The sequence below is a fragment of the Phaeobacter sp. PT47_59 genome, assembly GCF_028890025.1.
GTDB lineage: Bacteria > Pseudomonadota > Alphaproteobacteria > Rhodobacterales > Rhodobacteraceae > Phycobacter.
In genome coordinates, this window is record NZ_JARCJL010000008.1 from 124695 (window position 1) to 148090 (window position 23396).

Here is a 23396-nt window from a genome sequence, read left to right on the forward strand (position 1 = left end):
CCCAAGATGTCCCTACGCCTGTCGCTCGCGCTTGAGACGGGCGGCTTTGCGCTGCCCGAAGAGGGGCGCATCGCCGTATTCCATCCGCGCAGGGATCATGACCTGGCAGCGTTGCCCAAGGACAGGCTGCTGCTGATCCAGCCGATGCGGGCCGAATATGATGCCTTTGCCGCCCAAGGGTACGACTGCCGCCCGGATCTGCCTGCGGATATGCGCTTTGCCGCGGCGATGGTGTTCCTGCCGCGGGCCAAGGTGCAGGCGCGGATGAATGTGGCGCAGGCCGCGGCCGCGACGGATGGTCCGGTGCTGGTGGATGGCGCCAAGACGGATGGGATCGATTCGATCTACAAGGCGTTGCGCAAGGCGACCTCTCCTTCTGCAGCCGTTTCCAAGGCGCATGGCAAGGTGTTCTGGTTCGATGGGGACAAAGACCTCCTGTCGGACTGGCTGCCCGAGGCAGAGACTACGGTCGAGGGCTTCGTGACCCTGCCGGGGGTGTTTTCTGCCGATGGCATCGATCCGGCCTCCCGGCTGCTGGCCGAGGCTCTGCCTGCCAAACTGGGGCGGGCGGTGGCCGATCTGGGTGCGGGCTGGGGGTATCTGTCTCGTCAGATCCTGACCCATGCCGAGGTCGAGGAGCTGCATCTGGTGGAGGCCAATCACGATGCGCTGGCGTGCGCGCGCCGCAACGTCGATGATCCGCGCGCGGCGTTTCACTGGGCCGATGTGCAAGCCTGGAAGGCCCCCGGCGCGATGAATGCCGTGGTGATGAACCCGCCCTTTCACAGCGGCCGCAGCGCCGAGCCCGAGCTGGGGCAGGCCTTCATTGTCGCGGCCGCTTCGATGCTGACCGCCTCGGGGAGCCTGTGGATGGTCGCCAACCGGCATCTGCCCTATGAGACAACCCTGTCGCAGCGCTTTGCCCATGTGGAAGATGTGGCCGGGGACAATCGTTTCAAGGTCCTGCACGCCAGCCGCCCGAAAAAGCTGCGGCGTTAGGGCTTCTATTGCCGGTTTTCAAACGGTGCGCTCCGGTCTAACCTCCGCCCCAGTTTGCGCAACCTTTCCCCAATCTTCGGAGTGTCCGCATGTCCTTCTCGATTTCCGGCAAGACCGCCATCGTGACCGGTGCCTCAAGCGGGATCGGGCTCGCGATTGGCAAGAGGTTTGCCGATGAGGGCGCAAACGTGATGTTTGCCGATACCAGTGAGGCCACCCTGATCGCCGAGCTCGGAGAGCAGGTCGAGGATGGCAATATCCGCTATTTCGCGGGTGATCTGCGTGAACGGCTGACCATCGCCAACCTTCTGTCGGCCACCATCGACGCCTTCGAGGAGGTGGATATCCTGGTCAATGGCGCCCGCCAGGTGGTGCCGAGCGATCCGCTGGATCCCAAGGACGATTCGCTCGAGTTGCTGCTGACGGAAAACCTGCTGCCCGGTCTGCGCCTGTCGCAGCAGGTGGCGCGGCGCATGATCAAGCAGGGCGAAGGGCGCGAGCCGGGCACGCCGCGCGGTGCGATCATCAACCTCTCCTCCATCGCTGCTCGGCGCACGCATCCTGATCTGATGGCCTACTCGGTCGCCTCGGCGGCGCTGGACCAGCTGACCCGCTCCCTGTCGGTCTCCTATGCCCCCCATGGGGTGCGGGTGAATTCGATCGCCTTTGGCTCGGTGATGAGCGCTTCGCTGCGCGATACCCTGAAAGACAACCGCGCTTATCGCCAGGATATTGAAAAACACACGCCGCTGGGCCGGATTGCGGCGCCGACGGAACTGACCGAGACGGCGCAGTATCTGGCGTCTGATGCCTCCGGTTTTATGACCGGGCAGATCCTGACGGTGGACGGCGGGCGCACTCTGCTTGATTCCGTTGCCGCCCCGGTTCACTGACCCCGCGTGCCCCAGAAACAAGACCCAAAGAGACCCGCTTATGACCGCTGAGATGACAGATCAGAAATCCCGTGCCGCCGCCTGGTTCCGCGCCCTGCGTGATGACATCGTCGCCGCCTTCGAAGCGCTGGAAGACAGCCATGACACCGGCCCCTTTGCCGATCAGGCGCCCGGACGGTTCGAGGTGAGCGAGACCTCCCGCACCTCCGAGGACGGATCGGATGCCGGTGGCGGTCTGATGAGCGTGATGCGCGGCGGCCGTGTCTTTGAAAAGGTCGGCGTCAATATCTCCGAGGTCTATGGCACCCTTGGGGAACGGGCGCAAAATGCCATGGCGGCCCGCAAGGGCATTCCCGGCATGAAAGAGGATCCGCGCTTCTGGGCCTCGGGCATTTCGCTGGTGGCGCATATGCAGAACCCCCATGTGCCTGCGGTCCATATGAACACCCGCATGTTCTGGACGCCGCATGCCTGGTGGTTCGGGGGCGGCTCGGACCTGAACCCTTGCATCGAATATGACGAGGACACGGCGCATTTCCATGCCCAGCAGAAACAGCATCTCGATCCGCATGGCGCCGATCTTTATCCGCGCCTGAAGGAATGGGCGGACGAGTATTTCTATATCCCGCACCGCAAGCGCGCGCGGGGGGTGGGGGGCATCTTCATGGATGACCGCTGCACCGGCGACTGGGAGGCGGATTTTGCCCTGACCCAGGACATTGGCCGTGCCTTCCTGCCCGCCTATCTGCCCCTGGTGGAAAAACGTCGGGTTCAGCCCTTTGATGCGGCAGACAAGGATGCGCAGCTGGTGCATCGCGGTCTCTATGCCGAATACAACCTGGTCTATGACCGGGGGACCAAGTTTGGCCTGGAAACCGGTCACGATGCCAATGCGGTGCTGATGAGCCTGCCGCCAATGGCAAAATGGGTGTGACCGGGCCGCGCTCATCTCAGGGCTTCCTCTGCGCACCGCGGTGAGGCTATGCTTGCGGTGTTGAGTGTTTTTGTTTGAGGGGGGCTTATGCTCCGTTTTTGGCTTGCCTTGGTTCTTGTCCTGGGGGTGTCCGGCTGCGGGCAACCGCCCGAACCAGAGCAATCAGCGCCGACTCAACGCCCCGATGCTGAACAGCTTTCTGAGCTTGTGACCTTCCCGAGGTTCGGCGATAGCGATCCCCATTCCTGGGAGGGGCGAACGCCCTATTCCTATGCCATCCACGGCATTGATGTCTCTCGCTGGCAGGGGGAGATCGACTGGGCCAAGGCCAAACGGGCAGGGGTGTCCTTTGCCTATCTCAAGGCGACCGAGGGCGGCGATCTGGTTGATCCGATGTTTCGGGAAAACTGGCGTGCGGCGGGCCGGGCCGGGCTTCCACGCGGCGCCTATCACTACTTCTATTTCTGTCGTCCCGCTGAACAGCAAGCGCGTTGGTTCATTCGAAACGTTCCAAAGGATGCCCGCGCGCTTCCGCATGTGCTGGATATGGAATGGAACCCCCATTCAAAGACCTGCCGGTTGCGCCCGGATGGGGCCAGGGTGCGGACCGAAGCGCGCAAGTTCCTGAACATCCTCGAAGCCCACTACGGGCGCCGTCCGGTGATCTACACCACAGTGGATTTCTTTGCCGAAACCGGGATCGGACGCTTGAAAGGGGGGGAGTTCTGGCTGCGTTCGGTCGCAGGACATCCACGCAAGACCTATCCTGGCGCCTATTGGCGGTTCTGGCAGTATTCGGGGACGGGGCGGGTGTCGGGTATCGAGGGAGACGTGGATCTCAACGTCTTTCACGACAGTCCCGAAACCTGGCTGCGCTGGTCCGGTCAGCTAAAGCCATGATTGGCGCTCAGGCGCGGCGCCAGCCTGCTTCGGCCAGGGCCTGCCCATAGCCGTTCGCAAGGCGCATCTGATCTCCTAATCCCTTGTTGAGCAGGAGGGTATGCATGGATTTCAACTGCCAGCAGGGCACATGCATCACCATGTGATGCTCCAGGTGGTAGTTCACCCAATAGGGCGCCACAAGCAGCCGGGCGATCGGTCCGGCCCGTGTGGTACGCACGTTCTGCAGCGGGTTCTCGGACTGTTCGGTGGCGCCATGCTCGGCAATGTTGCGCACCCGCAGCACGAACTGGAACCAGGTCAGATAGGGCAGCAGCCAGAAGGCCAGTCCCCACCACCAGTCTCCGATCAGGCTGAACAGAAGGGTGATGCCAAGAAAGACCGGCAACGCTCCCCACAGACGCGGCGCCTTGAAGCTTTGGGCGAAATCCGAATTGGCCGCCTTGATCGCATCCTCATCCCCGGCCAGTTGCAGCGACATCAGGATCTGCCCGACCAGCTGCTTGATCCCGGTCTGCCCGGTCAGATCGCGGGTGAACTTGCGCCGCAGGGAGGCGCGGGAGGTGGGGAACTTGGCCGAGAGCACCAGATCAGGGTCCTTCTCGGTCTGGGTAAAGCGGTGGTGGGTCAGGTGATAGTGCCGATAGGCGGCAAGGTCGGCCAGGATCGGCCGCCCGCAGAGCCAGTCTCCGGCGACCTCGTTCAGGCGGCGGGTCTTGAACAGGGCGTTATGCGCGGCCTCATGCATCAGGATCGCCAGTCCCAACTGGCGCGAGCCGATCACCATGATTGCCAGCACGAATGTCAGTGCATTGGGCCAGAAGCCAAACAGCGTCAGCGCCAGTGCGATGGTGCCCCAGCAATGCATGAGCAGCCACAGCCCCATCAAGTCTGATCGTTCGGCCAGGGGGCGGATTTCATCCGAAGTGAGATAGGTCTTTCCCGGTGTCATGATCGCAGTCCTCCCGCCCCGAAGTGTTCAGGGCAGGGGCGCTCCGGTCAAGAAGGGCGTGGCGTCAGGACGCGTTACCCGCGCCAGTCAAAGAAGCCTGTTCCGGCCTGCGCCAGCAGTTTCGCAGCCATTTCGCGACCCAGGGCTGGGCCGTCCTCGATGGCGCAGCTCTGGGCATCCTGCAGGGCTTCTGAGCCATCGGGACGCAGCACTTCGCCGCGCAGGCGCAGGGTGCTGCCGTCCAGTTCCGCCAGTCCCGCAATCGGCGTTTCGCAGGAGCCATCCAGCGCCGCCAGGAAGGCGCGTTCCGCCCCCAGGCGCTGGGCGGTTTCCAGGTCGTGGATGGCCGCCAGCATATCGGCCGCGCGGCTGTCCCCTTCGCGCCGTTCAATGCCGATGGCCCCCTGCGCCACGGCGGGCAGCATGTCATCCGTATCGATGCCGGTTGCGGGGACATCGCTCATGCCTAGGCGGTTGAGGCCCGCCATGGCAAGGAAGGTGCAATCGGCCACGCCATCGGCCAGCTTCTTCAGCCGGGTCTGCACGTTGCCGCGGAACTCGACCACCTGCAGGTCGGGACGCCGGTTCAGCAGCTGCGCACGCCGCCGCAGGGAGGAGGTGCCCACCACCGCCCCCGGTGCCAGATCGGCGATGGAAGACAGGCTGGGAGAGACAAAGGCATCGCGCACGTCCTCGCGCGGCAGGTAGCAATCCAGTACCAGCCCTTCGGGCTGCGCCACCGGCATGTCCTTCATCGAGTGAACGGCAATGTCGATGCCGCCACTCAGCATGGCCTCTTCGATTTCCTTGGTGAACAGACCCTTGTTGCCGATCTCCTTCAGCGGGCGATCCGCCGCGATCAGCGCCTGATTGTCGCCGGTCGTCTTGATCACCACGATCTCGAACGCGTCCTGCGGCAGGTCGAATGCGGCGGCCAGACGATCGCGCGTCTCATGCGCCTGGGCCAGCGCCAGGGGCGATCCACGGGTGCCGATCTTCAGGGGCGAGGCGGGGGAGGGCAGGTTCTGTGTCATGTCAGAACCTTTATTCGCGACATTATGCCGTGACAAGCATGAGGCTCACTGCCCTTGACAATTTGCCGCTTTGGCTAGACCTCAGTAAGCCAGAGACAAGCGAGGGATCCCATGGCCGAACAGAAGAAACTGCTGCGCGCATTGGCAGGTGAAAAACAGCATGTGCCGCCGATCTGGATGATGCGCCAGGCCGGTCGCTATCTGCCGGAATATCGCGCAACACGGGCCGAGGCCGGGGATTTCCTGTCGCTGTGCTACAATTCCGAACTGGCGGCCGAGGTCACCCTGCAGCCGATCCGCCGCTACGGGTTCGATGCGGCGATCCTCTTTGCCGATATCCTTCTGGTGCCGCAGGCGCTGGGCGCCGATCTGTGGTTCGTGACCGGCGAAGGCCCGCGCCTGTCCACCATCACCACCGATGCGGATTTTGCCAAGCTGGGACCGGCCAGCGACATCCACGAGACGCTGAACCCGATCTACGAGACCCTGAAGATCCTGAAGCGGGAACTCCCGAGCGAGACGGCGCTGATCGGTTTTGCCGGGGCGCCCTGGACCGTGGCGACCTATATGATCGCGGGACGCGGCACCCCGGATCAGGGTCCGGCCCATGCGCTGAAGGCGGAAAACCGTGCCCTGTTCGAAGCGCTGCTGACCCGCATTACCGAGGCGACCATCGATTACCTGTCAAAGCAGATCGAGGCAGGCGCCGAGGTCGTGAAGATCTTTGACAGCTGGGCCGGATCGCTGAAAGGCGAGGACTTCCAGAACTACGCGCTGGAACCCTGCCGCCAGATCACCGCAGCGCTGAAAGAACGCCACCCGGGCATTCCGGTCATCGGTTTCCCGCGCGAGGCGGGCGAGGGCTATATCGGCTTTGCCAAGGCGACCGGTGTCGATTGCGTTGCAGTGGACAACTCGGTGACACCTGAGTGGGTTGCGGAACATGTGCAGGTGGATGGCTGCGTGCAGGGCAACCTTGCCTCGCGCCACATGGTGACCGGCGGTCAGGAACTGGTTGATGAGACCCGCCATATCGTCAACGCCTTGCGCGGTGGGCCGCATATCTTCAACCTGGGCCACGGCATCACACCCGATGCAAACCCGGACAACGTGCAGTTGATGATCGACACGGTCCGCGAGGGCTGATCGCGCGTCGCAGCATTTCAGACAAGATGTGAGTGGACAATGGATTACGGCAAACAGGGCGGCCCGAAACTGGGCCGCAACGCGCCCCGGCATAGCGAGCACAACGCCAAGGGCACCGATAAGAACCCCTACAGCAAGCGTGAGAGCAAGGCCGAACTGCTGGCTCGGATGAAGAAGGCCGCCGCCCAGAAGGACGGCTGACCCGCTGCCCCTGGCGCTATTGCGTCAGGGTGCGGGCGATCAGTTCCTTCATGATCTCGTTCGAGCCGCCGTAGATCTTCTGCACGCGGGCATCGGCGTACATATTGGCGATCGGGTATTCCAGCATGTAGCCGTAGCCGCCGTGCAGCTGCAGGCATTCGTCGACCACGTCGCATTGCATCTGCGTCACCCACCATTTCGCCATCGAGGCCGTGGCGGCGTCCAGCTCTCCGCGCAGGTGCTTGGCGACGCAGTCATCCAGGAACACCCGGGCGATATGGGCGATGGTCTTGGCCTCGGCCAGTTTGAAGCGGGTGTTCTGCATCTCGATCAGGGCTTGCCCAAAGGCGCGCCGCTCCGAGGTATAGGCGACGGTGTCCTCCAGCGCCCTCTCGATCACGGCGGCAGCCCCCAGGGCGATCACCAGCCGTTCCTGCGGCAGCGCCTTCATCAGCTGGTAGAACCCTTGCCCCTCGACCCCGCCTAGCAGGTTCTCGGGCGGCACGCGCACATTGTCAAAGAACAGCTCTGACGTGTCCTGGCTCTTGAGGCCCAGTTTTTCCAGATTGCGACCCCGTGCAAAGCCTTCGGCGCCCTCGGTTTCCACCACCAGAAGCGAGATCCCCTTGGCGCCCTGTGCGGGATCGGTCTTGCAGACCACGATGATCAGATCGGCCTGCTGACCATTGGTGATGAAGGTCTTGGAGCCGCTGAGCACATAGTCGTTGCCATCGCGCAGGGCGTTTGTCTTGATGTTCTGCAGGTCCGATCCGGTGCCGGGTTCGGTCATGGCGATGGCGCAGACCATTTCGCCGCTGGCCATCTTGGGCAGCCAGCGCTGCTTCTGATCCTCGGTGCCGTAGTCGAGGATATAGCCTGCGCAGATCTGGCTGTGGACCGAGTTTCCAAAGCCGGAAAACCCGGCGGCGCGGAACTGTTCGGTGGTGATCACCGCCTCGTGGCGGAAATCGCCGCCCATGCCGCCGTATTCCTCGGGGACGCTGGCGCAGAGCAGGCCGAACTCGCCGGCCTTGTTCCAGAACTCCCGGTCGATATGGCCCTGTTTCTGCCAGCGTTCCTCGTGCGGGGTCATCTCGGCGGTGAAAAAGCTGCGGCAGCTGTCCTGCAGCATCGTGAGCTCGTCATTCATCCAGGGAGAGACATGCGCTGTCGTTTGGGCTGTCATGGCTTCAGTCCTTCTTGCGGCCCAGTTCGGCCAGGATTTCATCTGCGTGCTGCCCCCGTGCGGGGCTTTCGGGCGCGGTCCAGTCGCCAGCGCCAGAGAACCGCGGCGCCGGGGCGGCCTGCAGCGCGCCATGGGCTTCGACCCAGGTGCCGCGGGCGTTCATCGGGTGGGTCAGCGCCTCGCCGGGGCTTAGCACAGGCGCGACACAGGCGTCGGTGCCTTCGAAGATCCCCGCCCAGTGATCGCGGGGCTGGCTGGCGAAGATCCCGGCCAGGCGCCCGGTCAGGGCAGGCCAGAGCGCCTTGTCGAACTGGCGCTGGAATTCGGGATCCTCCGCAAGGCCGATCAGATCCAGGAACTGCGCGTAGAATTTCGGCTCAAGACATTGCACCGACATGAAACCGCCATCGGCGCAGGCGTAGGTGCGGCTCCAATGCGGGCCGTCCAGCAGGTTCTGCCCGCGCGCATCGCCAAAGTTCCCGGCTTGCCGGATGCTCATCAACAGGTTCATCATATGGGCCGATCCGTCATAGATCGCCGCATCAACCACGCAGCCTTCGCCGCTGGTGCGGGCGCGCAGGATCCCGGCCAACATGCCGGCTACCAGATACATGGCGCCGCCGCCGATATCGCCGACCAGCGTGGCAGGCGTCAGCGGCGTATCGCCGGGGTTCGATCCGTACCAGAGCGCGCCGGACAGGGAGATATAGTTCAGATCATGCCCGGCGGCATGAGAGAGGGCGCTGTCCTGGCCCCAGCCGGTCATGCGGCCAAAGACAAGGCTCGGGTTCACGGCATGGCAGGCCTCAGGCCCGATGCCGAGTTTCTCCATCACGCCGGGGCGAAAACCCTCGATCAGACCGTCGGCCGTTTCCACCAGGGCCATGAAGGTCTCGATATCGTCGGGATCCTTCAGGTCCAGCGCGATCGAGCGTTTGCCGCGATCCAGTACTGAACGTTCCGGCATGCCGGGGGTGACACCGCCGCCCTTGCGGTGGATGCAGATCACATCGGCGCCCATATCGGCCAGTGTCATCGCAGCGAATGGGCCGGGGCCAAGACCCTCGACCTCGATAATGCGGGTGCCTTGCAGCATGATGTCGCCTCCCCCCTCTTGATGGCCCGCCCCCTCGGGGGAGCAGGCCCTGTTTCACATCAGGTGCCCGACAGGCCGCCGCCCACGATCAGGGTCTGGCCCGAAACATAGTTGCTTTCGGGAATGCAGAAGAGATAGACGCCGCCCGCGGCCTCTTCCGGCGTGCCGGCGCGGCCCAGGGGGATCATCATCTCCATGCCCTGCACCAGTTTCTTGGGGATGCCGATGCCGATCTTGTTGCCTTCGACCTCGATGGATTTCTTCTCGTCGGTGGCTTCGGTCAGGCGGGTGGAGATCATGCCGAAGGCCACCGCATTGACGTTCACCTTGAAGCGGCCCCATTCCTTGGCCATGGTCTTGGTCAGGCCGACGACGCCGGATTTCGCGGCCGAGTAGTTGGCCTGGCCCGCGTTGCCGCCGGTGCCCGAGATCGACGAGATATTGACCACCTTGCGGAAGACCTCGCGTCCTTCGGCGGCCTCCTGAGCGGCGGCTTGCGAAATGAACGGTGCGGCAGCGCGCAGGATCCGGAAGGGCGCCTTCAGGTGCACATCGATCATGGCATCGAACTGCTCATCACTCATCTTGCCGATGAAGCTGTCCCAAGTGTAGCCCGCGTTGTTGACGATGATGTCGACGCCGCCGAACTTGTCGATCCCGCCTTGGATGAAATCCTCGGCAAAGCCGGCGGCGGTGACCGAGCCCGCAACGGCCAGGGCCTTGCCGCCCATGGCTTCGATTTCGGCGACTACCTCGTTCGCCGGTTCGGCATCCAGATCGTTCAGCACCACATTGGCACCGTCTTCCGCCAGTTTCAGCGCGATGGAGCGGCCGATGCCACGGCCTGCGCCGGTGACATAGGCGGTCTTGCCTGCAAGTTTGCTCATTGAGTCTCGTCCTTTGTCTTTATGGCAGCTCGATCAGCGCGGTTCCGGCCAGTTTGACCTCGCCGTTCTGATCGGCAGCCTCGATTTCCAGCGCCACCAGATTGCCGTCGCGTTTTTCCACCACCTTGCCGGTGCAGGTGATCACCGCATGCACCTGGGTGATCGCCACGAAACGGGTGGTGAATTCCCGCAAGGCCGATTGCGGCACCCATCCCGTCAGCAGGCGGCCCAGATAGGCCATGTTCAGCATGCCATGGGCAAAGACGTCGGGCATCCCAGCGGCTTTGGCGAAATCGATGTCGATATGGATCGGGTTGTGATCGCCCGAAGCCCCGGCAAACAGCGCCAGTGTGGTGCGGGTGATTTCCTTGGTGGTCAGCGGCGGCAGCGGGTCGCCCACCTTGATCTCGGCATATGTTGGCATTGTCATTGCGGATGCCTCACGATCACGGTGCGGGTCATGCTGCCGGCATCCTCGCCCAGCTGGTTGGTGGCCGAGGTCTTCAGATGCACGAACTCCATGGCGCCGCCCTTCTTGGCGTAGATATCGGTGACTTCGCTGACGAGTGTCACGGTGTCCCCGGCACAGATCGGCGCGCCATAGGTAAAGGCCTGCTCGCCATGCAGGACCCGCGCAAGGTCGATCTTCAGAAGGGTGATGAAGTAGAAGGGATCTTCCCGGTCCAGATCGAGCGAGAACAGATAGGTGGGCGGCGCCAGCAGGCCGCGATAGCCTGCCGCCTGCGCGGCTGCCTCATCCAGATAGACGCGGTCGCTCTGGCCGGTGGCGCGGGCAAAATCCCGCAACCGGCCTTTTTCGACCGTGACCGAATAGGGATCGGTCACGTGGCCGACATATGAGGTATCGATCATCGCCGCCTCACTGCGCCTGATACATGGTGACGACGCAGGCACCGCCCAGACCAAGGTTGTGCTGCAGCGCGGTGCGGGCACCTTCTACCTGCGTGCTGCCTGCGGTGCCGCGCAGCTGACGAGTCAGCTCGTAGCATTGCGCAAGACCAGTGGCGCCCAGCGGGTGCCCCTTGGACAAGAGACCGCCCGAGGGGTTGGTCACATATTTGCCGCCATAGGTGTTGTCGCCATCGGCGATGAACTTCGACGCGCCGCCCTCGGGGCAGAGGCCAAGACCTTCGTAGGTGATCATCTCGTTATGGGCGAAACAGTCGTGCAGCTCGACCACATCCACATCGTCGATGCCGATGCCGGTCTGCTCCTGCACCTGTTTGGAGGCAGCGGCGGTCATGTCATAGCCGACGACCTTCATCATGTCGTGGTCTTCAAAGGTGCTGGCATAATCGGTGGTCATCGCCTGGCCGATGATGCGCACATTGCTGCTCAGCCCGTGTTTCTTGACGTAAGCCTCGCTGACCACGACCGCGGCGGCTGCGCCGCAGGTGGGCGGGCAGGCCATCAGGCGGGTCATCACGCCCTCCCAGATCGTGGGGCTTTCCAACACGTCCTCGGGGGTCAGCTCATTGCGGAACAGGGCCAGCGGATTGTTCACCGCGTGGCGGCTGGCCTTGGCGCGGATGCGGGCCAGATCCAGCATGGTGGAGCCGTATTTCTCCATATGCGATTTGCCCGCGCCGCCGAAATAGCGCAGCGCCAGCGGGATCTGGGGATTGCCAACCAGATCGTCGGTTTCCGCATCAAAGGCATCAAAGGGGCTGGGTCGGTCGGTCCAATGCGAGGTGAGCGCGCCGGGTTGCATATGTTCGAACCCCAGCGCCAGCGCCACGTCGACGGCACCCGATTCCACCGCCTGACGCGCCATGAACAGGGCGGTCGACCCGGTTGAGCAATTGTTGTTGACGTTCATCACCGGAATGCCGGTCATGCCCACCTTGTAGAGAGCGGCCTGACCGCAGGTGCTGTCGCCATAGACATAGCCCGCATAGGCCTGTTGCACCGCATCATAGGGCAGACCCGCATCCGCCAGCGCATCGCGCACGGCGGCGGCGCCCATTTCCGTATAGGGGTCATTCTGGCCGGGCTTGGCGAATTTGGTCATGCCCACCCCGGCGACCATCACATGTGCAGTCATTGGTTCTCTCCCCTGCGCGTGTCAAAACTGTGTGCGAGTCGAAATTACACTTGCGGGTTACTTTCAATGCGGGCTGGGCAAACTGTCAAGAACCGTGTAACTGGTGAGTGTAATTACCGGGCGTCAATCGATGGGGCTTTGGGTGTGCGCAGGGGTATGACGGGCATTCGCGATGGGAAACAAGACCTGGGCCAAGACGGCGACAAAGGCGGCAGACAGCCGCAGCGCGCAGCGCGAGATCAAGCGCCGCGCGGTGCTGATGGCCGGGGCACGCCTGTTCAACGATCAGGGCTATGAGCAGACCTCGCTGGAGGATATCGCGGCGGCGCTCAATATCACCAAGCGCACGATCTACTATTATGTGCAAAGCAAGGAGGACATCCTGTTTGGGTGCCATCAGCTGAGCCTGGAGTTCCTGGGCGAGGTGATGGAGCTGAGCCGTGATGACAGCCTGCCGGTGGAGGAGCGGATCTCGCGTCTGATCCGGGGGTACTGCGAATGGGTCTCGACGGATCTGGGCGCCAGCCTTGCCATGGTGCGCCCGCACAGCCTGTCGCCCGAGCGCCGCGAGGCCCTGCACGAGGGCAAGGCCCGCGTGGATTTTCAGCTGCGTGCGCTGATCGAACAGGGCATCCGCGAAGGGGTGATCCGCCACTGCGATCCACGGCTTGTGGCCGCAGGGGTCTTTGGGGCGCTCAATTGGATCCCCTTCTGGAACCGCACCGCGCGCCCGGTTCCCCATGAAGAGATCGCCGAACAGTATCTCGCGATGCTTCTCAATGGGCTATTGCCGGTGCCGCGTGAGCCTTCGCAGATGTGAGATCAGGGGCTGTCGCCCAACCGGGTGCGGAATCTGCGAGGGGGCATGCCGGTGCCCTTTGCGAAGACCCGGCTGAAATGGGCCGGATCGCTGAAGCCCAGCTCATAGGCGATCTGGGCCGCGCTGAGAGAGGTATAAAGCAGCATCCGGCGTGCCTCGCGCAGCATGCGTTCGTTCACCAGATGCGAGGCCGACTGACCGGTGGCCTGATGCACGATGCGATTGAGATGGGTGGGAGACACGGCCAAATCGTCAGCGTAATCCGCCAAAGGGCGGCGGCTGCGAAAGTGCTGCTCAACCAGGGTTTCAAAGCGGGTAAACACCGGGCTGCCTTCGGTGTGACGCCCTTTGCCTTCGGCTTCGTGAATGTGGCGGGCCGCCAGGGCGGTCAGGGCGCCTGCCAGCGCACGCAGCATCTGGGCCCGCGCAAAGCTCTGACCGTGATATTCGCGAAACAGGGTTTCAGCCATGCTGTGCAGCTCTTGCGGCAGGGGCTGCACGCAGGGGTGATCCAGCGGACCATGCACCCCTTCGCCCGCGCGAATGGAGTGATCCAGCAGATCCGATGGCAGGGTCGCGACCCAGCCCATGGTGTCGGGGTCAAACTGATACCCATGCACCACGCCGCGCGGGATATTGACGAAACAGGGGGCTGGCAGGTCATTGGGCTTGCCGTCCAGGTCCACCTTGCCGCCGCCGCTGGTCATGAACAGAATCTGATGCAGACGGGCATGCCGATGTGGGGAAAGCTCCCAGTCGTGTTGTTCCGAGCGGGAGCGAATGGTCTCCACATGGAGCACATCCGCCAGTTCGTCGGTTTCCCCGAACAGGTTGTAGCTGCGGATCTGAAGTGCATCGGTCATGTACGAAATGTACAAGAAGTTGCGCAGATGGTCCATTCGCAAAAGCTGCGGTCACCGCCATAGTACCGCTCACTTTCAATCGGAGGCGCGTTAATGACTGTAGAGAAAACCCAAGTCGCGATCATCGGTGGTGGCCCCTCGGGCCTGCTATTGTCGCAGCTTTTGCACCGCAAGGGCATCGATAGCATCGTGCTGGAACGGCAATCTCGCGACTATGTTCTGGGCCGGATCCGGGCCGGGGTGCTGGAGCATGGTTTCGTCAACTTGATGCGCGAAGCGGGCTGTGCCGAACGTATGGATGCCGAAGGTGAAGTGCACGAGGGGTTCTACATCGCCCATCAGGGGCGCACCGATCGTGTCGATCTTGAGAAATACGCGAACGGCGCAACGGTGATGGTCTATGGTCAGACCGAGGTGACCCGTGATCTTTACGCAGCACGCGATGCCATGGGCGGGGTGGTGATTCACGGTGCCGCCAATGTGCAGCCTCATGATCTGAAATCGGATGCCCCCTACCTCACCTACGAAAAGGACGGGGCAGAGCATCGCGTGGACGCCGATTTCATCGTGGGTGCCGACGGGTTCCATGGTGTCAGCCGCAAGTCGATTCCGTCGGATGTGCTGAAGGAATACGAGAAGGTCTACCCCTTCGGCTGGCTGGGGGTGCTGTCGGAAACCAAGCCGGTGTCGCCGGAGCTGATCTATGCCCGGCACGAGCGCGGCTTTGCGCTCTGCTCCCTGCGCAGCCAGGTCCTGAGCCGCTATTACATCCAGGTCCCGCTGACGGACAAGCCCGAAGGCTGGTCGGATGAGGCCTTCTGGGAAGAGCTGAAACGCCGCCTGCCCGAAGACGTCGCCGCCGGGTTGGAAACCGGTCCTTCGATCGAGAAATCGATCGCTCCCCTACGCAGTTTCGTGGCCGAGCCGATGCGCTATGGCAACCTGTTCCTGGCTGGCGATGCCGCGCATATCGTACCGCCGACCGGAGCCAAGGGGCTGAATTCGGCGGCCTCGGATATCTACTATCTCTATCATGGGTTCATGGATCACTACCTGAAGGGCGACAGTGCCGGGCTGGACGCCTATTCCGAAAAGGCGCTGGCGCGCGTCTGGAAGGCAGAGCGGTTCAGCTGGTGGATGACCAACCTTTTGCACCTGTTCCCCGGGGCCGAGGCGGTGGATCAGCGCCTGCAATGCACCGATCTAGATTACCTGTTCTCGTCTGACGCGGCGCAGGCTTCTCTGGCGGAAAACTACGTGGGTCTTCCCTACTGATCCAACGGAACTGATCCAACTGACGTCACGTCCGCCCGGCTTTGTCTGCAAGGCCGGGCGTGCTTTTCTGACCTCAAGAGAGGGAGGAAAAGATGACCACGGTTGCCTATGAAAAAGACGGTCGGATCGCGCGGATTACGCTGAACCGGCCGGATGTGATGAACGCCATCGACGATCGCATGCCGCAGGATCTGGCGGCGGCGGTGGCGCGGGCGGATGCGGATCCCGGCGTGCATGTGATGGTCCTGTCCGGCGCGGGCGAGGCCTTCTGTGCGGGCTATGACCTGGCCTATTACGCCGAAGGCAATGGATCGGGTGAGGCGACGCAAGCCATGCCCTGGGATCCGATCAAGGATTATCGCTTCATGTGGGAAAACACCCAGCATTTCATGTCGCTCTGGCGGGCGGTGAAGCCGGTGGTCTGCAAGGTACATGGTTTTGCGGTGGCGGGCGGTTCGGACATCGCGCTATGCGCCGACATGACGATCATGGCCGAGGAGGCCCAGATCGGCTACATGCCCGCCCGTGTCTGGGGCTGTCCGACGACGGCGATGTGGGTCTACCGGCTGGGCGCGGAGCGGGCCAAGCGGATGCTGTTCACCGGTGACAAGATTTCCGGGCGGGAGGCGGCCGACATGGGGCTGGTGCTGAAGGCGGTGCCGCAGGAGCGCTTGGATGACGCGGTGGAGGAACTGGCGGCGCGCATGGCGACAGTGCCGGTCAACCAGCTTGCGATGCAGAAGATGGTGATCAACCAGGCGATCGAACAGACCGGTCTGATGCAGACCCAGCGCCTTGCGACGATCTTTGACGGGATCACCCGGCATTCCCCGGAAGGGATCGCCTTCAAGGAGCGGTCCGAGGACATGGGTTGGAAGCAGACCGTGCGTGAACGGGACGAAGGCACTTACGATTGGACGCTGAGGGAGGAAATCCCCAAGGGCAACCGATAGCGCGGGTGGTTTCCGTGATGCTCTAAGCCTGGGCCTGGGTCGGGGCAGGGGGGGGAACTCCCGCCGACAGGAAGATCATCCTGGATGATCTGCTGCCGTTGGGCCGGGCGCCGTGCCGGACGGCACGGCGCGGACGCGCGATACGGGTAGGGTTGCGGCTGCCGATCTCGTCTGTTGTCTTGCAAAAGCGCGCTGCCGGGCCCAAGGCCGCTGCAGTTTCGGCGTCAGCCGGGCTGCAGAGCGGGCGCGGGAGCCGCCCAGCCTGCGGTGAGACGACGGCGGGGGGATTGCGGCGCCTCGGCAAGGTCCATCATGGCAACGGCAAAATCCGCATAGGAAATCCGCGATTGCCCCTCGGCATCGGTGACCAGCGTGTCCGTGCCCAACTGGTACTGCCCCGTGCGGCTGTCCTGCAGCAGCATCGCGGGCGGGCGCAGGCAGGTCCAGCAGGTCTCCTGCTCCGCTTCCAGCAGCGCATCCTGCGCGGCGCAGGCCTCGGCGATGGGGCGGATTTCGGGCGGCAGGAAACCGGGAGCGCTCAGAACCGTGTGGCCGCTGCCATCGGCCAGTTTCAACAGAGCCGCCCCGCCGGTGATCAGGGCGGGGATGCCCGCAGATCGCGCGGCTGCCAGAGCGGTGCGGGTCAGGGGGACCAGATCGCTTTCGCGACCCGCTGCAGGGCGCAGGGCGCTGATCAGGATGTCATGCCCGTCAGCCGCCTGTGCCGCGGCATTGGTCTCTGTCAGCAGATCCAGCGCCACGGTTTTCACCTTGGGGGACAGGGCCGTCAGGCGCCCCGGATTGCGCGCGACCGCCGTGACCTGATGGCCGCGGGTCAAAGCTTCGCGCAGGGTGGCATGGCCCACATCGCCGGTGGCGCCAAAGAGGATGATTTTCATGAGGCAACTCCTTTTATCTTGTCGTCGAGATATAATGCGGGTGTCTCGACATCAAGATATTGGGGCGCTCATGCATGCACAGCGCATGTGCAGCCGGTCAGCCCTTGGCGCGTGTTTCTGTGTTTGGCCGCATCAAGACCGTGCGGTGGTTCAGTTCCTGCCCGCTGCGCCGGTCGGTCAGAACCGGGTCGATCTCCGCGCCGTTCTCGCGCAGCACGAAAGAGATCGGAGCGCTGTCGTCACAGGGCAGGTTGTTGCGGGACCAATCCTGCAGCGCCAGCATGACCGGGGCAAAGGCCTTTCCCGAATCGGTGAGCCTGTATTCATGACGCAGGGGGCGCTCCTGGTAGGGGTGGCGCTTCAACAGGCCCGCAGACTCCAGCCGTTTCAACCGTTCCGCCAGCAGATGCCGGGTGATTCCAAGACGCTGCTGAAACCCGTCGAACCGGCGGGTTCCAAGAAAACATTCCCTTAAAATCAACAGGGTCCAGCGGTCGCCTATCACCGCCATCGCCCGGGCCACCGGGCAGGCGGCATCTTTCATGTCATGCCATTTCATGGGCCCTCCATAGCATGGATTGACATGGTTCCCAAATGGAACTGATTATGAGTTCTTAAATAGAACCTACTATTTTGATGATCAGGAACACGGAATGAACTCCTCCCGTGTCTTCCCGCATCGCACAGCATCAGGAGGGCCAGCCATGGTCAGCGCCACAACGCACATCAAACCCAAGCGCCGCCCGCCTGTCCTTGCGCTGATCCAGCGGATTTCGGGGCTGTTGGGGAGCGTCTCGCCGACAGCGGCCGCCTTTGTGCTGGCGCGACTGTTCACCACGCCCCGGCGCCACAAGCTGTCGCCTCAGGAAAAGAGCTGGCTGGCCACCTCTGCGGCGCGGCCATTGACCCTGAAAGCGGGCGCGCAGATCCCGGTTTATGACTGGCGCCCGGTTGGGCAGCATTGCGGTGCGCGGGGGCAGGCGGTTCTGCCAACGATCCTGTTGGTGCACGGCATGTCGGGGCGGGCAGGGCAATTGGGCGGTTTTGCAGCGCCGCTGGTTGAGGCAGGGTTTCGCGTTGTCGCCTTTGATGCCCCGGGTCACGGTGCGGCTGCCGGGCGGCGCAGCTCCCTGCCGGAAATGCTCTGGGTGACCGAGGAGGTCGCGACCCATCTGGGGCCGCTTGCCGGGATCGTCGCCCATTCCAACGGTGCGGCGGCAACGGTTGCGGCGCTGGCGCGCGGGCTCAAGGTCGACCGGGTTGCCCTGCTTGCGCCGCCAACGGATCTGGAGCTGTACCTTGGTAAGATCGCGCGCCTTCTGGGCTTTGGCGAAAAGGTGGCAAGGGGCGCACAGAAACGGCTGGAGCGGCGCTATGGCGTCCCGTTCAAGGCGCTGCGCGGCACAGATCTGGCACCCGGCCTGTCACAGCCCGCGCTGATCGTGCATGACAATGGCGACCGGGTGGTGCCTGCCTCCGAAGGGCGCGCCCTGGCCGAGAGCTGGCCCGGTGCCAGGCTGCATGTGACCGCAGGTCTGGGACATGGGCGCATCCTGCGCGACGGCACTGTCATTGCAGCAGTGGTCGATCATCTGATGCCCGCCGCCAACGCCCGACCGGTGGAGTGACGCGGGGCGGAATGCCAGCCAAGCGCTCTGAGCCCCTGTCAACTTTCGGCTTCCGGCTTTGCAGAGGTCGCAACGTTCGGCTAGGTCTGGGTGCAGGGCAGCAACGCCACACCCAGGTCATACGGAGGATACCGCCATGCAGATGAGTGATCAGAAGGAAATCGCAGCCCCGCCGGCCGAGGTCTATGCGGCACTATTGACGCCTGAGATCCTGAAAGCCTGTGTGCCCGGCGCGACCGAGGTCACCGGATCGCCCGAGGAGGGCTTCGAGGCGAGTGTTACCCAGAAGGTCGGACCAGTGAAGGCCACCTTCAAGGGGCAGGTGACCCTGTCGGACCTGGTGCCGGGTGAAAAGCTGACCATTACCGGCGAAGGCAAGGGCGGGGCGGCAGGGTTTGCCAAGGGCGGCGCCGTGGTGACCCTGGCGCCCTCGGAAACGGGCACGCTCCTGTCCTATGACGTGGAGGCCAAGGTCGGCGGCAAGCTGGCGCAGCTTGGCAGTCGGATCATCGACGGGTTTGCCAAAAAGATGGCCGATCAGTTCTTTGTAAACCTGCAGACCCATCTGGCTCCGGAAGGCGCGGGCGGTGAAGAGGCCGCCGCAGAGAAGAAGGGCTGGTTCAAGAAGATCACCGGCGCCTGAACCCAGGCCGACGCTGGGTTTTCCCTGCATGCATGCACAGGCGGTTGCGCGTCTCGCCAGTGGTGGCAAATGCCGCCGCTCGATAGCCTGCGCCCTATCCACAGTGACGGAGATATCATGTCAGCGATCCTGTCTATCCGCGATCTGCGCAAGACCTACGAGGGCGGCTTTGAGGCTTTGAAGGGCGCCTCTCTTGAGATTGAGGAGGGGGAGATCCTGGCCCTTCTGGGACCAAATGGAGCGGGCAAGACGACGCTGATCTCGACCGTTTGCGGCATCACCACGCCGACCTCTGGCAGCGTCACGGTGGGCGGGCATGACATCGCGCAGGAGTTTCGCGCGGCCCGCCGCCTGATCGGTCTGGTGCCTCAGGAGATCAACCTGGAGCCTTTCGAGACCGTCTGGAATTCGGTGCGGTTTTCCCGCGGGCTGTTCGGCAAGCCCCGCAATGACGCGCTGCTGGAGGTCATCCTGAAAAAGCTCTCGCTCTGGGATAAGCGCAAGAGCCAGATCAAGGAACTTTCGGGCGGCATGAAGCGGCGGGTGCTGATCGCCAAGGCGCTGAGCCACGAGCCGCGCATCCTGTTCCTGGACGAGCCCACCGCCGGGGTCGATGTGGAGCTGCGCAAGGACATGTGGGAGGTGGTGCGCGAGCTGAAGGCGGCGGGCGTCACCATCATCCTGACCACCCATTACATCGAAGAGGCCGAAGCCATTGCCGACCGGGTGGGGGTGATCACCAAGGGGCAGATCCTGCTGGTGGAAGACAAGGCCGCCCTTATGGCGCGGATGGGACAGAAACAGTTGGAAGTACAGCTGAGCGAGCCGATCGAGGCGATCCCGCAGGCCCTGTCACCCTATGGGCTGGAGCTGGCGCGTGAGGGGCGGTCGCTGATCTACAGCTACGACACCCGCGCCGAACGCACCGGCATCACGGCGCTTTTGAACGATGTTGCGGGCGCGGGGCTGGTCCTGGCGGATGTGGTGACGCGCCAATCCAGCCTTGAGGATATATTCGTGGGTCTTGTCGCGGGAGAACAGTCATGAACTGGATGGCGGTTGCATCGATCTACCGCTCTGAAATGGGGCGTTTCTTTCGCACCCTGTTGCAGAGCTTCCTGTCGCCGGTCCTGTCGACTTCGTTGTATTTCGTGGTCTTTGGCGCCGCCATCGGCAGCCGCATCGACCAGGTGGAGGGGATCGCCTATGGCGCCTTTATCGTGCCGGGGCTGATCATGCTGAGCGTGATGACCCAGAGCATATCGAACGCGTCCTTCGGGATCTACTTCCCCAAGTTCATCGGCACCGTCTACGAACTTCTGTCGGCGCCGGTGAACTTCCTTGAGATCGTGCTGGGATACGTGGGCGCGGCGGCAACCAAGGCCCTGTTCATCGGATTGGTGATCCTGGGCACGGCCTCGCTGTTTGTGGATCTGAGCATCGCCCATCCCGGCGCCATGGTGCTGTTCCTGGTGCTGACCTGCCTGAGCTTTTCGCTATTGGGGTTCATCATCGGGATCTGGGCAAGAAATTTCGAGCAGTTGCAACTGGTGCCGCTATTGATCGTGACGCCGCTGGTGTTCCTGGGCGGATCTTTCTACTCGATCTCTATGCTGCCACCGATCTGGCAGAAGATCACCCTGTTCAACCCGGTGGTCTATCTGATCTCTGGCTTTCGCTGGTCGTTCTTTGGCACCTCGGATGTGCCCGTCGTGACCAGTCTTCTGGCGATTGGCGGGTTTACCTGCCTGTGCCTGGCGGTGATCTGGTGGATCTTCAAGACCGGCTGGCGCATTCGCTCCTGAGGGCGGTGGCAGGTAACAGGCAAGGGCTCCCGCGCCCGCGTGCGCCTCGGCTGCGCCGAAACGCATTGGCGGCCTTGGGCCCGGCGGCGCGCAGGGGCGCGCCGTGCGCCTGCGGCGCGGACTCTGCAAATCGCGAACAGGGAGAAGGCCTGCACGCCGCGAACATATTGCAGGCAGGTGCGTTGCAAATTTGCCGGAGGCACCGGGCTTTTTCCGCTCAGTTCGGTTTCCACCGCTTGCGGACCTTGTTTCGGAGCGGGGGGCATTCTACATCGGCGCCATGAAGTTGCGCATACCCTTTCTCAATAAGCCGCCCCTCGTCTCTGTCGTGCGCCTGTCCGGCGCAATCGGCATGGCCGGAAGAGGCAGCCTGAGCGATGCCGCGCTGACCCCGGTGCTGGAACGCGCCTTCAGCAAGGGAAAGCCGAGCGCCGTTGCGCTGGAGATCAACTCACCCGGCGGTTCTCCGGTGCAAAGCTCCCTGATCGGCGCGCGGATCCGCCAGCTGGCGGAGGAAAAGGAGATCCCGGTCATCGCGTTTGTCGAGGATGTCGCGGCCTCGGGCGGCTACTGGTTGGCGGCTTCGGCGGATGAGATCTGGGCGGATTCCAGTTCGGTGATCGGCTCCATCGGGGTGATATCCGCCGGTTTCGGCGCCCATGTGCTGCTGGCCCGTCAGGGGGTGGAGCGGCGTGTCTACACCGCCGGCAAAAGCAAATCCATGCTGGACCCCTTTCGCCCGGAAAACCCTGAGGACGTGGAGCGGCTCAAGCGGTTGCTGAACGATATTCACGACAATTTCATCGACCATGTGACGGCGCGGCGCGGCGATGCGCTGAGCCCTGAAACAGAGCTGTTCACCGGCGAGGTCTGGCTGGCCCGGCGCGCGCAGGAACTGGGGCTGATCGACGGGATCGCCCATCTCATGCCCAAGCTGAAAGAGCGCTACGGCGACAAGGTGCGGATCCGCCGTTATGGCATGAAACGCCCCTTCCTGAGCCGGTTTGGCATGCACCTGGCGCAGGACGCTTTGAACTGTATCGAGGAACGCGCCGAGTTTGCGCGGTTTGGCCTCTGACGTGATACTGAAGATTGTTTCCCTTTTCCTGGTGGCGATGGCGGTTCTGGCCATGTTCGGAAAGCTCCGGATGCCTGGACAGAAGCGGCTGAAATCCGCCCGCTGTTCATCCTGTGGGCGATTTAGGATCGGCAAGGGTCCCTGTGCCTGCGGCAAGGGCGGAAAAGGAGGGTCGCAGCGATGATGCCATGGCTGTTGTGCGGGCTGGGACTGGTGATCCTGCTTCTGGCGGGAGACGCTCTTGTGCGCGGTGCGGTGAACCTGTCGCTGCGTCTTGGCGTGCCCGCCCTGATCGTCAGCCTGACCATCGTGGCCTTTGGCACCTCTGCGCCGGAACTTCTGATTGCGATCAATGCGGTGACGGATGGGGCCGACGGTATCGCGCTTGGCAATGTGGTGGGGTCGAATACCGCCAATATCCTGCTGGTTCTTGGCGTTCCTGCGATCCTGTCGCGGCTGCACACCAGCGAATGCGAGACGCGCAAGAACTACATCTATATGCTGGTTGCCTCACTCCTGTTCATCGCGCTGGCCTTTGTCGGGGTCTTTACGGTCTGGTCGGGTTTGATCCTGCTGGCGGCACTGGCCGTGGTTCTGGGCGGCGCCTTCCGCGAGGCCCGTGCTCATAGGCGCAGTGGCGCAGAGGTGGACGAGGATCTGGAGGAGATCGAGGAAGCCGACCCGGACATGCCGTTCTGGCGCATCGGGGTCTATCTTCTGTTGGGGCTGATCGGCCTGCCTCTGGGGGCGGATCTGCTGGTGGACAATGCGACGATCATTGCCCGCATGTATGGTATCGATGAAACGGTGATCGGTCTGACCCTGGTTGCCATTGGCACCTCTCTGCCGGAACTGGCGACCACCGTGATGGCGGCCTTGCGGCGCCAGGCCGATGTGGCGCTGGGCAATGTGATCGGTTCGAACATGTTCAACCTGCTGGCCATCATCGGGGTCGCTACCTTCTTTGGTCCGATCTCGGTCGCACCGGAGTTCCTGCGGTTTGACCTGTGGGTGATGCTGGCGGCCTCGGTGATCATTGTTCCTTTTGTCTTTTTCAAGATGGACATCACCCGTCGTTGGGGGGCCTTGCTGACCGGACTATATGTTGCCTACCTGTGGGTCCTGCTCTAGCTCACCAG

27 protein-coding genes are annotated in these 23396 nt (G+C 63.2%); 16 read left to right on the plus strand and 11 right to left on the minus strand.

The features are described from left to right. Window positions 1-6: 6 nt before the first annotated feature. From PXK01_RS09795 to PXK01_RS09810, 4 genes are all read left to right on the plus strand, one after another. Window positions 7-999 carry a class I SAM-dependent methyltransferase gene (locus PXK01_RS09795; RefSeq protein ID WP_274859830.1) on the plus strand — a complete coding sequence of 331 codons (993 nt, stop codon included), beginning with the start codon at window positions 7-9 and terminating at the stop codon, window positions 997-999. 89 nt (window positions 1000-1088) lie between these two features. Next, window positions 1089-1892 (plus strand): SDR family NAD(P)-dependent oxidoreductase, encoded by an 804-nt coding sequence (locus tag PXK01_RS09800; protein ID WP_274847198.1) that lies wholly within the window; start codon window positions 1089-1091, stop codon window positions 1890-1892. 40 nt (window positions 1893-1932) lie between these two features. Further along, the gene (gene hemF / locus PXK01_RS09805; RefSeq protein ID WP_274847197.1) at window positions 1933-2826 is read left to right on the plus strand and encodes an oxygen-dependent coproporphyrinogen oxidase; all 894 of its coding nucleotides are present in this window, start codon (window positions 1933-1935) and stop codon (window positions 2824-2826) included. 87 nt (window positions 2827-2913) lie between these two features. Then, window positions 2914-3726: a glycoside hydrolase family 25 protein gene (locus PXK01_RS09810; protein WP_274859832.1), complete on the plus strand. Its 813-nt coding sequence runs from the start codon at window positions 2914-2916 to the stop codon at window positions 3724-3726. A 7-nt stretch (window positions 3727-3733) separates the two neighbouring features. Here PXK01_RS09810 and PXK01_RS09815 read toward each other — a convergent pair whose 3' ends face one another. Both PXK01_RS09815 and hemC read right to left on the minus strand, forming a co-directional pair. Next, window positions 3734-4678: a fatty acid desaturase family protein gene (locus tag PXK01_RS09815; RefSeq protein WP_274859833.1), complete on the minus strand. Its 945-nt coding sequence runs from the start codon at window positions 4676-4678 to the stop codon at window positions 3734-3736. A gap of 74 nt (window positions 4679-4752) precedes the next feature. Beyond that, window positions 4753-5712 carry a hydroxymethylbilane synthase gene (gene hemC / locus PXK01_RS09820; RefSeq protein WP_274847194.1) on the minus strand — a complete coding sequence of 320 codons (960 nt, stop codon included), beginning with the start codon at window positions 5710-5712 and terminating at the stop codon, window positions 4753-4755. Between the two features lie 111 nt (window positions 5713-5823). On the opposite strand from hemC, the gene hemE reads away from it, so the two are divergent. Beyond that, on the plus strand, window positions 5824-6858 hold the full coding sequence (gene hemE / locus PXK01_RS09825; RefSeq protein WP_274859835.1) for a uroporphyrinogen decarboxylase: 1035 nt from the start codon (window positions 5824-5826) through the stop codon (window positions 6856-6858). Window positions 6859-6897: 39 nt separating this feature from the next. Then, window positions 6898-7059, plus strand: a complete 162-nt coding sequence (locus PXK01_RS09830) for a hypothetical protein (RefSeq protein ID WP_274859836.1) — start codon at window positions 6898-6900, stop codon at window positions 7057-7059. Window positions 7060-7075: 16 nt separating this feature from the next. Here PXK01_RS09830 and PXK01_RS09835 read toward each other — a convergent pair whose 3' ends face one another. The 6 genes from PXK01_RS09835 to PXK01_RS09860 are packed head-to-tail and all read right to left on the minus strand — an operon-like array spanning window position 7076 to window position 12293. Next, window positions 7076-8245, minus strand: coding sequence for an acyl-CoA dehydrogenase family protein (locus PXK01_RS09835; RefSeq protein WP_274859837.1), 1170 nt, complete (start codon window positions 8243-8245; stop codon window positions 7076-7078). 4 nt (window positions 8246-8249) lie between these two features. Continuing rightward, entirely contained in the window at window positions 8250-9341 is a 1092-nt protein-coding gene (locus PXK01_RS09840) for a CaiB/BaiF CoA transferase family protein (protein ID WP_274859838.1), read from the minus strand. Window positions 9342-9400: 59 nt separating this feature from the next. Then, complete coding sequence (locus tag PXK01_RS09845; protein WP_274859839.1) at window positions 9401-10228, minus strand: SDR family NAD(P)-dependent oxidoreductase; 828 nt, start codon at window positions 10226-10228, stop codon at window positions 9401-9403. A gap of 19 nt (window positions 10229-10247) precedes the next feature. Beyond that, window positions 10248-10658: a MaoC family dehydratase gene (locus PXK01_RS09850; protein ID WP_274847188.1), complete on the minus strand. Its 411-nt coding sequence runs from the start codon at window positions 10656-10658 to the stop codon at window positions 10248-10250. Next, window positions 10655-11101 (minus strand): MaoC family dehydratase N-terminal domain-containing protein, encoded by a 447-nt coding sequence (locus tag PXK01_RS09855; protein WP_274847187.1) that lies wholly within the window; start codon window positions 11099-11101, stop codon window positions 10655-10657. Before PXK01_RS09855 ends, PXK01_RS09850 begins: the two co-directional genes overlap by 4 nt. A gap of 7 nt (window positions 11102-11108) precedes the next feature. Next, entirely contained in the window at window positions 11109-12293 is a 1185-nt protein-coding gene (locus PXK01_RS09860) for a lipid-transfer protein (RefSeq protein WP_274859840.1), read from the minus strand. A gap of 172 nt (window positions 12294-12465) precedes the next feature. On the opposite strand from PXK01_RS09860, the gene PXK01_RS09865 reads away from it, so the two are divergent. Further along, the gene (locus PXK01_RS09865) at window positions 12466-13113 is read left to right on the plus strand and encodes a TetR/AcrR family transcriptional regulator (protein ID WP_274859841.1); all 648 of its coding nucleotides are present in this window, start codon (window positions 12466-12468) and stop codon (window positions 13111-13113) included. Between the two features lie 2 nt (window positions 13114-13115). Here the strand turns inward: PXK01_RS09865 and PXK01_RS09870 are convergent, their stop codons facing one another. Beyond that, the gene (locus PXK01_RS09870; RefSeq protein ID WP_274859842.1) at window positions 13116-13976 is read right to left on the minus strand and encodes a helix-turn-helix domain-containing protein; all 861 of its coding nucleotides are present in this window, start codon (window positions 13974-13976) and stop codon (window positions 13116-13118) included. Between the two features lie 93 nt (window positions 13977-14069). Here PXK01_RS09870 and pobA point away from each other — a divergent pair, with 93 nt between their 5' ends. Continuing rightward, the gene (gene pobA, locus PXK01_RS09875; RefSeq protein ID WP_274859844.1) at window positions 14070-15251 is read left to right on the plus strand and encodes a 4-hydroxybenzoate 3-monooxygenase; all 1182 of its coding nucleotides are present in this window, start codon (window positions 14070-14072) and stop codon (window positions 15249-15251) included. A gap of 92 nt (window positions 15252-15343) precedes the next feature. Beyond that, window positions 15344-16204, plus strand: a complete 861-nt coding sequence (locus PXK01_RS09880; protein WP_274859846.1) for a crotonase/enoyl-CoA hydratase family protein — start codon at window positions 15344-15346, stop codon at window positions 16202-16204. A gap of 224 nt (window positions 16205-16428) precedes the next feature. Here the strand turns inward: PXK01_RS09880 and PXK01_RS09885 are convergent, their stop codons facing one another. Beyond that, a complete protein-coding gene (locus tag PXK01_RS09885; protein ID WP_274859848.1) occupies window positions 16429-17103 on the minus strand; it encodes an NAD(P)-dependent oxidoreductase in 675 nt (224 codons plus the stop codon). A gap of 97 nt (window positions 17104-17200) precedes the next feature. After that, on the minus strand, window positions 17201-17662 hold the full coding sequence (locus PXK01_RS09890) for a winged helix-turn-helix transcriptional regulator (RefSeq protein ID WP_274847180.1): 462 nt from the start codon (window positions 17660-17662) through the stop codon (window positions 17201-17203). Between the two features lie 145 nt (window positions 17663-17807). Here PXK01_RS09890 and PXK01_RS09895 point away from each other — a divergent pair, with 145 nt between their 5' ends. From PXK01_RS09895 to PXK01_RS09925, 7 genes are all read left to right on the plus strand, one after another. Further along, complete coding sequence (locus PXK01_RS09895; protein WP_274859850.1) at window positions 17808-18731, plus strand: alpha/beta hydrolase; 924 nt, start codon at window positions 17808-17810, stop codon at window positions 18729-18731. Between the two features lie 136 nt (window positions 18732-18867). Continuing rightward, window positions 18868-19374 (plus strand): CoxG family protein, encoded by a 507-nt coding sequence (locus PXK01_RS09900; RefSeq protein WP_274859851.1) that lies wholly within the window; start codon window positions 18868-18870, stop codon window positions 19372-19374. A gap of 117 nt (window positions 19375-19491) precedes the next feature. Next, entirely contained in the window at window positions 19492-20421 is a 930-nt protein-coding gene (locus tag PXK01_RS09905) for an ABC transporter ATP-binding protein (RefSeq protein ID WP_274859852.1), read from the plus strand. Beyond that, window positions 20418-21179: an ABC transporter permease gene (locus PXK01_RS09910; RefSeq protein ID WP_274847176.1), complete on the plus strand. Its 762-nt coding sequence runs from the start codon at window positions 20418-20420 to the stop codon at window positions 21177-21179. Before PXK01_RS09905 ends, PXK01_RS09910 begins: the two co-directional genes overlap by 4 nt. Before the next feature lie 280 nt (window positions 21180-21459). After that, window positions 21460-22257 carry a S49 family peptidase gene (locus PXK01_RS09915; protein WP_274859854.1) on the plus strand — a complete coding sequence of 266 codons (798 nt, stop codon included), beginning with the start codon at window positions 21460-21462 and terminating at the stop codon, window positions 22255-22257. Between the two features lies 1 nt (window position 22258). Beyond that, window positions 22259-22441, plus strand: a complete 183-nt coding sequence (locus tag PXK01_RS09920; RefSeq protein WP_274847174.1) for a hypothetical protein — start codon at window positions 22259-22261, stop codon at window positions 22439-22441. Further along, window positions 22438-23388, plus strand: a complete 951-nt coding sequence (locus PXK01_RS09925) for a calcium/sodium antiporter (RefSeq protein WP_274847173.1) — start codon at window positions 22438-22440, stop codon at window positions 23386-23388. Before PXK01_RS09920 ends, PXK01_RS09925 begins: the two co-directional genes overlap by 4 nt. The last annotated feature ends 8 nt before the right edge of the window (window positions 23389-23396 follow it).

Excerpts from the sequence above, each read along its gene's own strand:
- PXK01_RS09850 (WP_274847188.1), bottom strand. The coding sequence starts at position 10,658 with ATGACAATGCCAACATATGCCGAGATCAAGGTGGGCGACCCGCTGCCG.
- PXK01_RS09855 (WP_274847187.1), bottom strand. The coding sequence starts at position 11,101 with ATGATCGATACCTCATATGTCGGCCACGTGACCGATCCCTATTCGGTC.
- PXK01_RS09880 (WP_274859846.1), top strand. The coding sequence starts at position 15,344 with ATGACCACGGTTGCCTATGAAAAAGACGGTCGGATCGCGCGGATTACG.
- PXK01_RS09830 (WP_274859836.1), top strand. The coding sequence starts at position 6,898 with ATGGATTACGGCAAACAGGGCGGCCCGAAACTGGGCCGCAACGCGCCC.
- PXK01_RS09800 (WP_274847198.1), top strand. The coding sequence starts at position 1,089 with ATGTCCTTCTCGATTTCCGGCAAGACCGCCATCGTGACCGGTGCCTCA.
- PXK01_RS09900 (WP_274859851.1), top strand. The coding sequence starts at position 18,868 with ATGCAGATGAGTGATCAGAAGGAAATCGCAGCCCCGCCGGCCGAGGTC.
- PXK01_RS09910 (WP_274847176.1), top strand. The coding sequence starts at position 20,418 with ATGAACTGGATGGCGGTTGCATCGATCTACCGCTCTGAAATGGGGCGT.
- PXK01_RS09915 (WP_274859854.1), top strand. The coding sequence starts at position 21,460 with ATGAAGTTGCGCATACCCTTTCTCAATAAGCCGCCCCTCGTCTCTGTC.
- PXK01_RS09890 (WP_274847180.1), bottom strand. The coding sequence starts at position 17,662 with ATGAAATGGCATGACATGAAAGATGCCGCCTGCCCGGTGGCCCGGGCG.
- hemE (WP_274859835.1), top strand. The coding sequence starts at position 5,824 with ATGGCCGAACAGAAGAAACTGCTGCGCGCATTGGCAGGTGAAAAACAG.
- PXK01_RS09835 (WP_274859837.1), bottom strand. The coding sequence starts at position 8,245 with ATGACAGCCCAAACGACAGCGCATGTCTCTCCCTGGATGAATGACGAG.
- PXK01_RS09795 (WP_274859830.1), top strand. The coding sequence starts at position 7 with ATGTCCCTACGCCTGTCGCTCGCGCTTGAGACGGGCGGCTTTGCGCTG.
- PXK01_RS09905 (WP_274859852.1), top strand. The coding sequence starts at position 19,492 with ATGTCAGCGATCCTGTCTATCCGCGATCTGCGCAAGACCTACGAGGGC.
- pobA (WP_274859844.1), top strand. The coding sequence starts at position 14,070 with ATGACTGTAGAGAAAACCCAAGTCGCGATCATCGGTGGTGGCCCCTCG.
- PXK01_RS09840 (WP_274859838.1), bottom strand. The coding sequence starts at position 9,341 with ATGCTGCAAGGCACCCGCATTATCGAGGTCGAGGGTCTTGGCCCCGGC.
- PXK01_RS09860 (WP_274859840.1), bottom strand. The coding sequence starts at position 12,293 with ATGACTGCACATGTGATGGTCGCCGGGGTGGGCATGACCAAATTCGCC.
- PXK01_RS09870 (WP_274859842.1), bottom strand. The coding sequence starts at position 13,976 with ATGACCGATGCACTTCAGATCCGCAGCTACAACCTGTTCGGGGAAACC.
- PXK01_RS09815 (WP_274859833.1), bottom strand. The coding sequence starts at position 4,678 with ATGACACCGGGAAAGACCTATCTCACTTCGGATGAAATCCGCCCCCTG.
- PXK01_RS09845 (WP_274859839.1), bottom strand. The coding sequence starts at position 10,228 with ATGAGCAAACTTGCAGGCAAGACCGCCTATGTCACCGGCGCAGGCCGT.
- hemC (WP_274847194.1), bottom strand. The coding sequence starts at position 5,712 with ATGACACAGAACCTGCCCTCCCCCGCCTCGCCCCTGAAGATCGGCACC.
- PXK01_RS09895 (WP_274859850.1), top strand. The coding sequence starts at position 17,808 with ATGGTCAGCGCCACAACGCACATCAAACCCAAGCGCCGCCCGCCTGTC.
- PXK01_RS09885 (WP_274859848.1), bottom strand. The coding sequence starts at position 17,103 with ATGAAAATCATCCTCTTTGGCGCCACCGGCGATGTGGGCCATGCCACC.
- PXK01_RS09865 (WP_274859841.1), top strand. The coding sequence starts at position 12,466 with ATGGGAAACAAGACCTGGGCCAAGACGGCGACAAAGGCGGCAGACAGC.
- PXK01_RS09810 (WP_274859832.1), top strand. The coding sequence starts at position 2,914 with ATGCTCCGTTTTTGGCTTGCCTTGGTTCTTGTCCTGGGGGTGTCCGGC.
- hemF (WP_274847197.1), top strand. The coding sequence starts at position 1,933 with ATGACCGCTGAGATGACAGATCAGAAATCCCGTGCCGCCGCCTGGTTC.
- PXK01_RS09925 (WP_274847173.1), top strand. The coding sequence starts at position 22,438 with ATGATGCCATGGCTGTTGTGCGGGCTGGGACTGGTGATCCTGCTTCTG.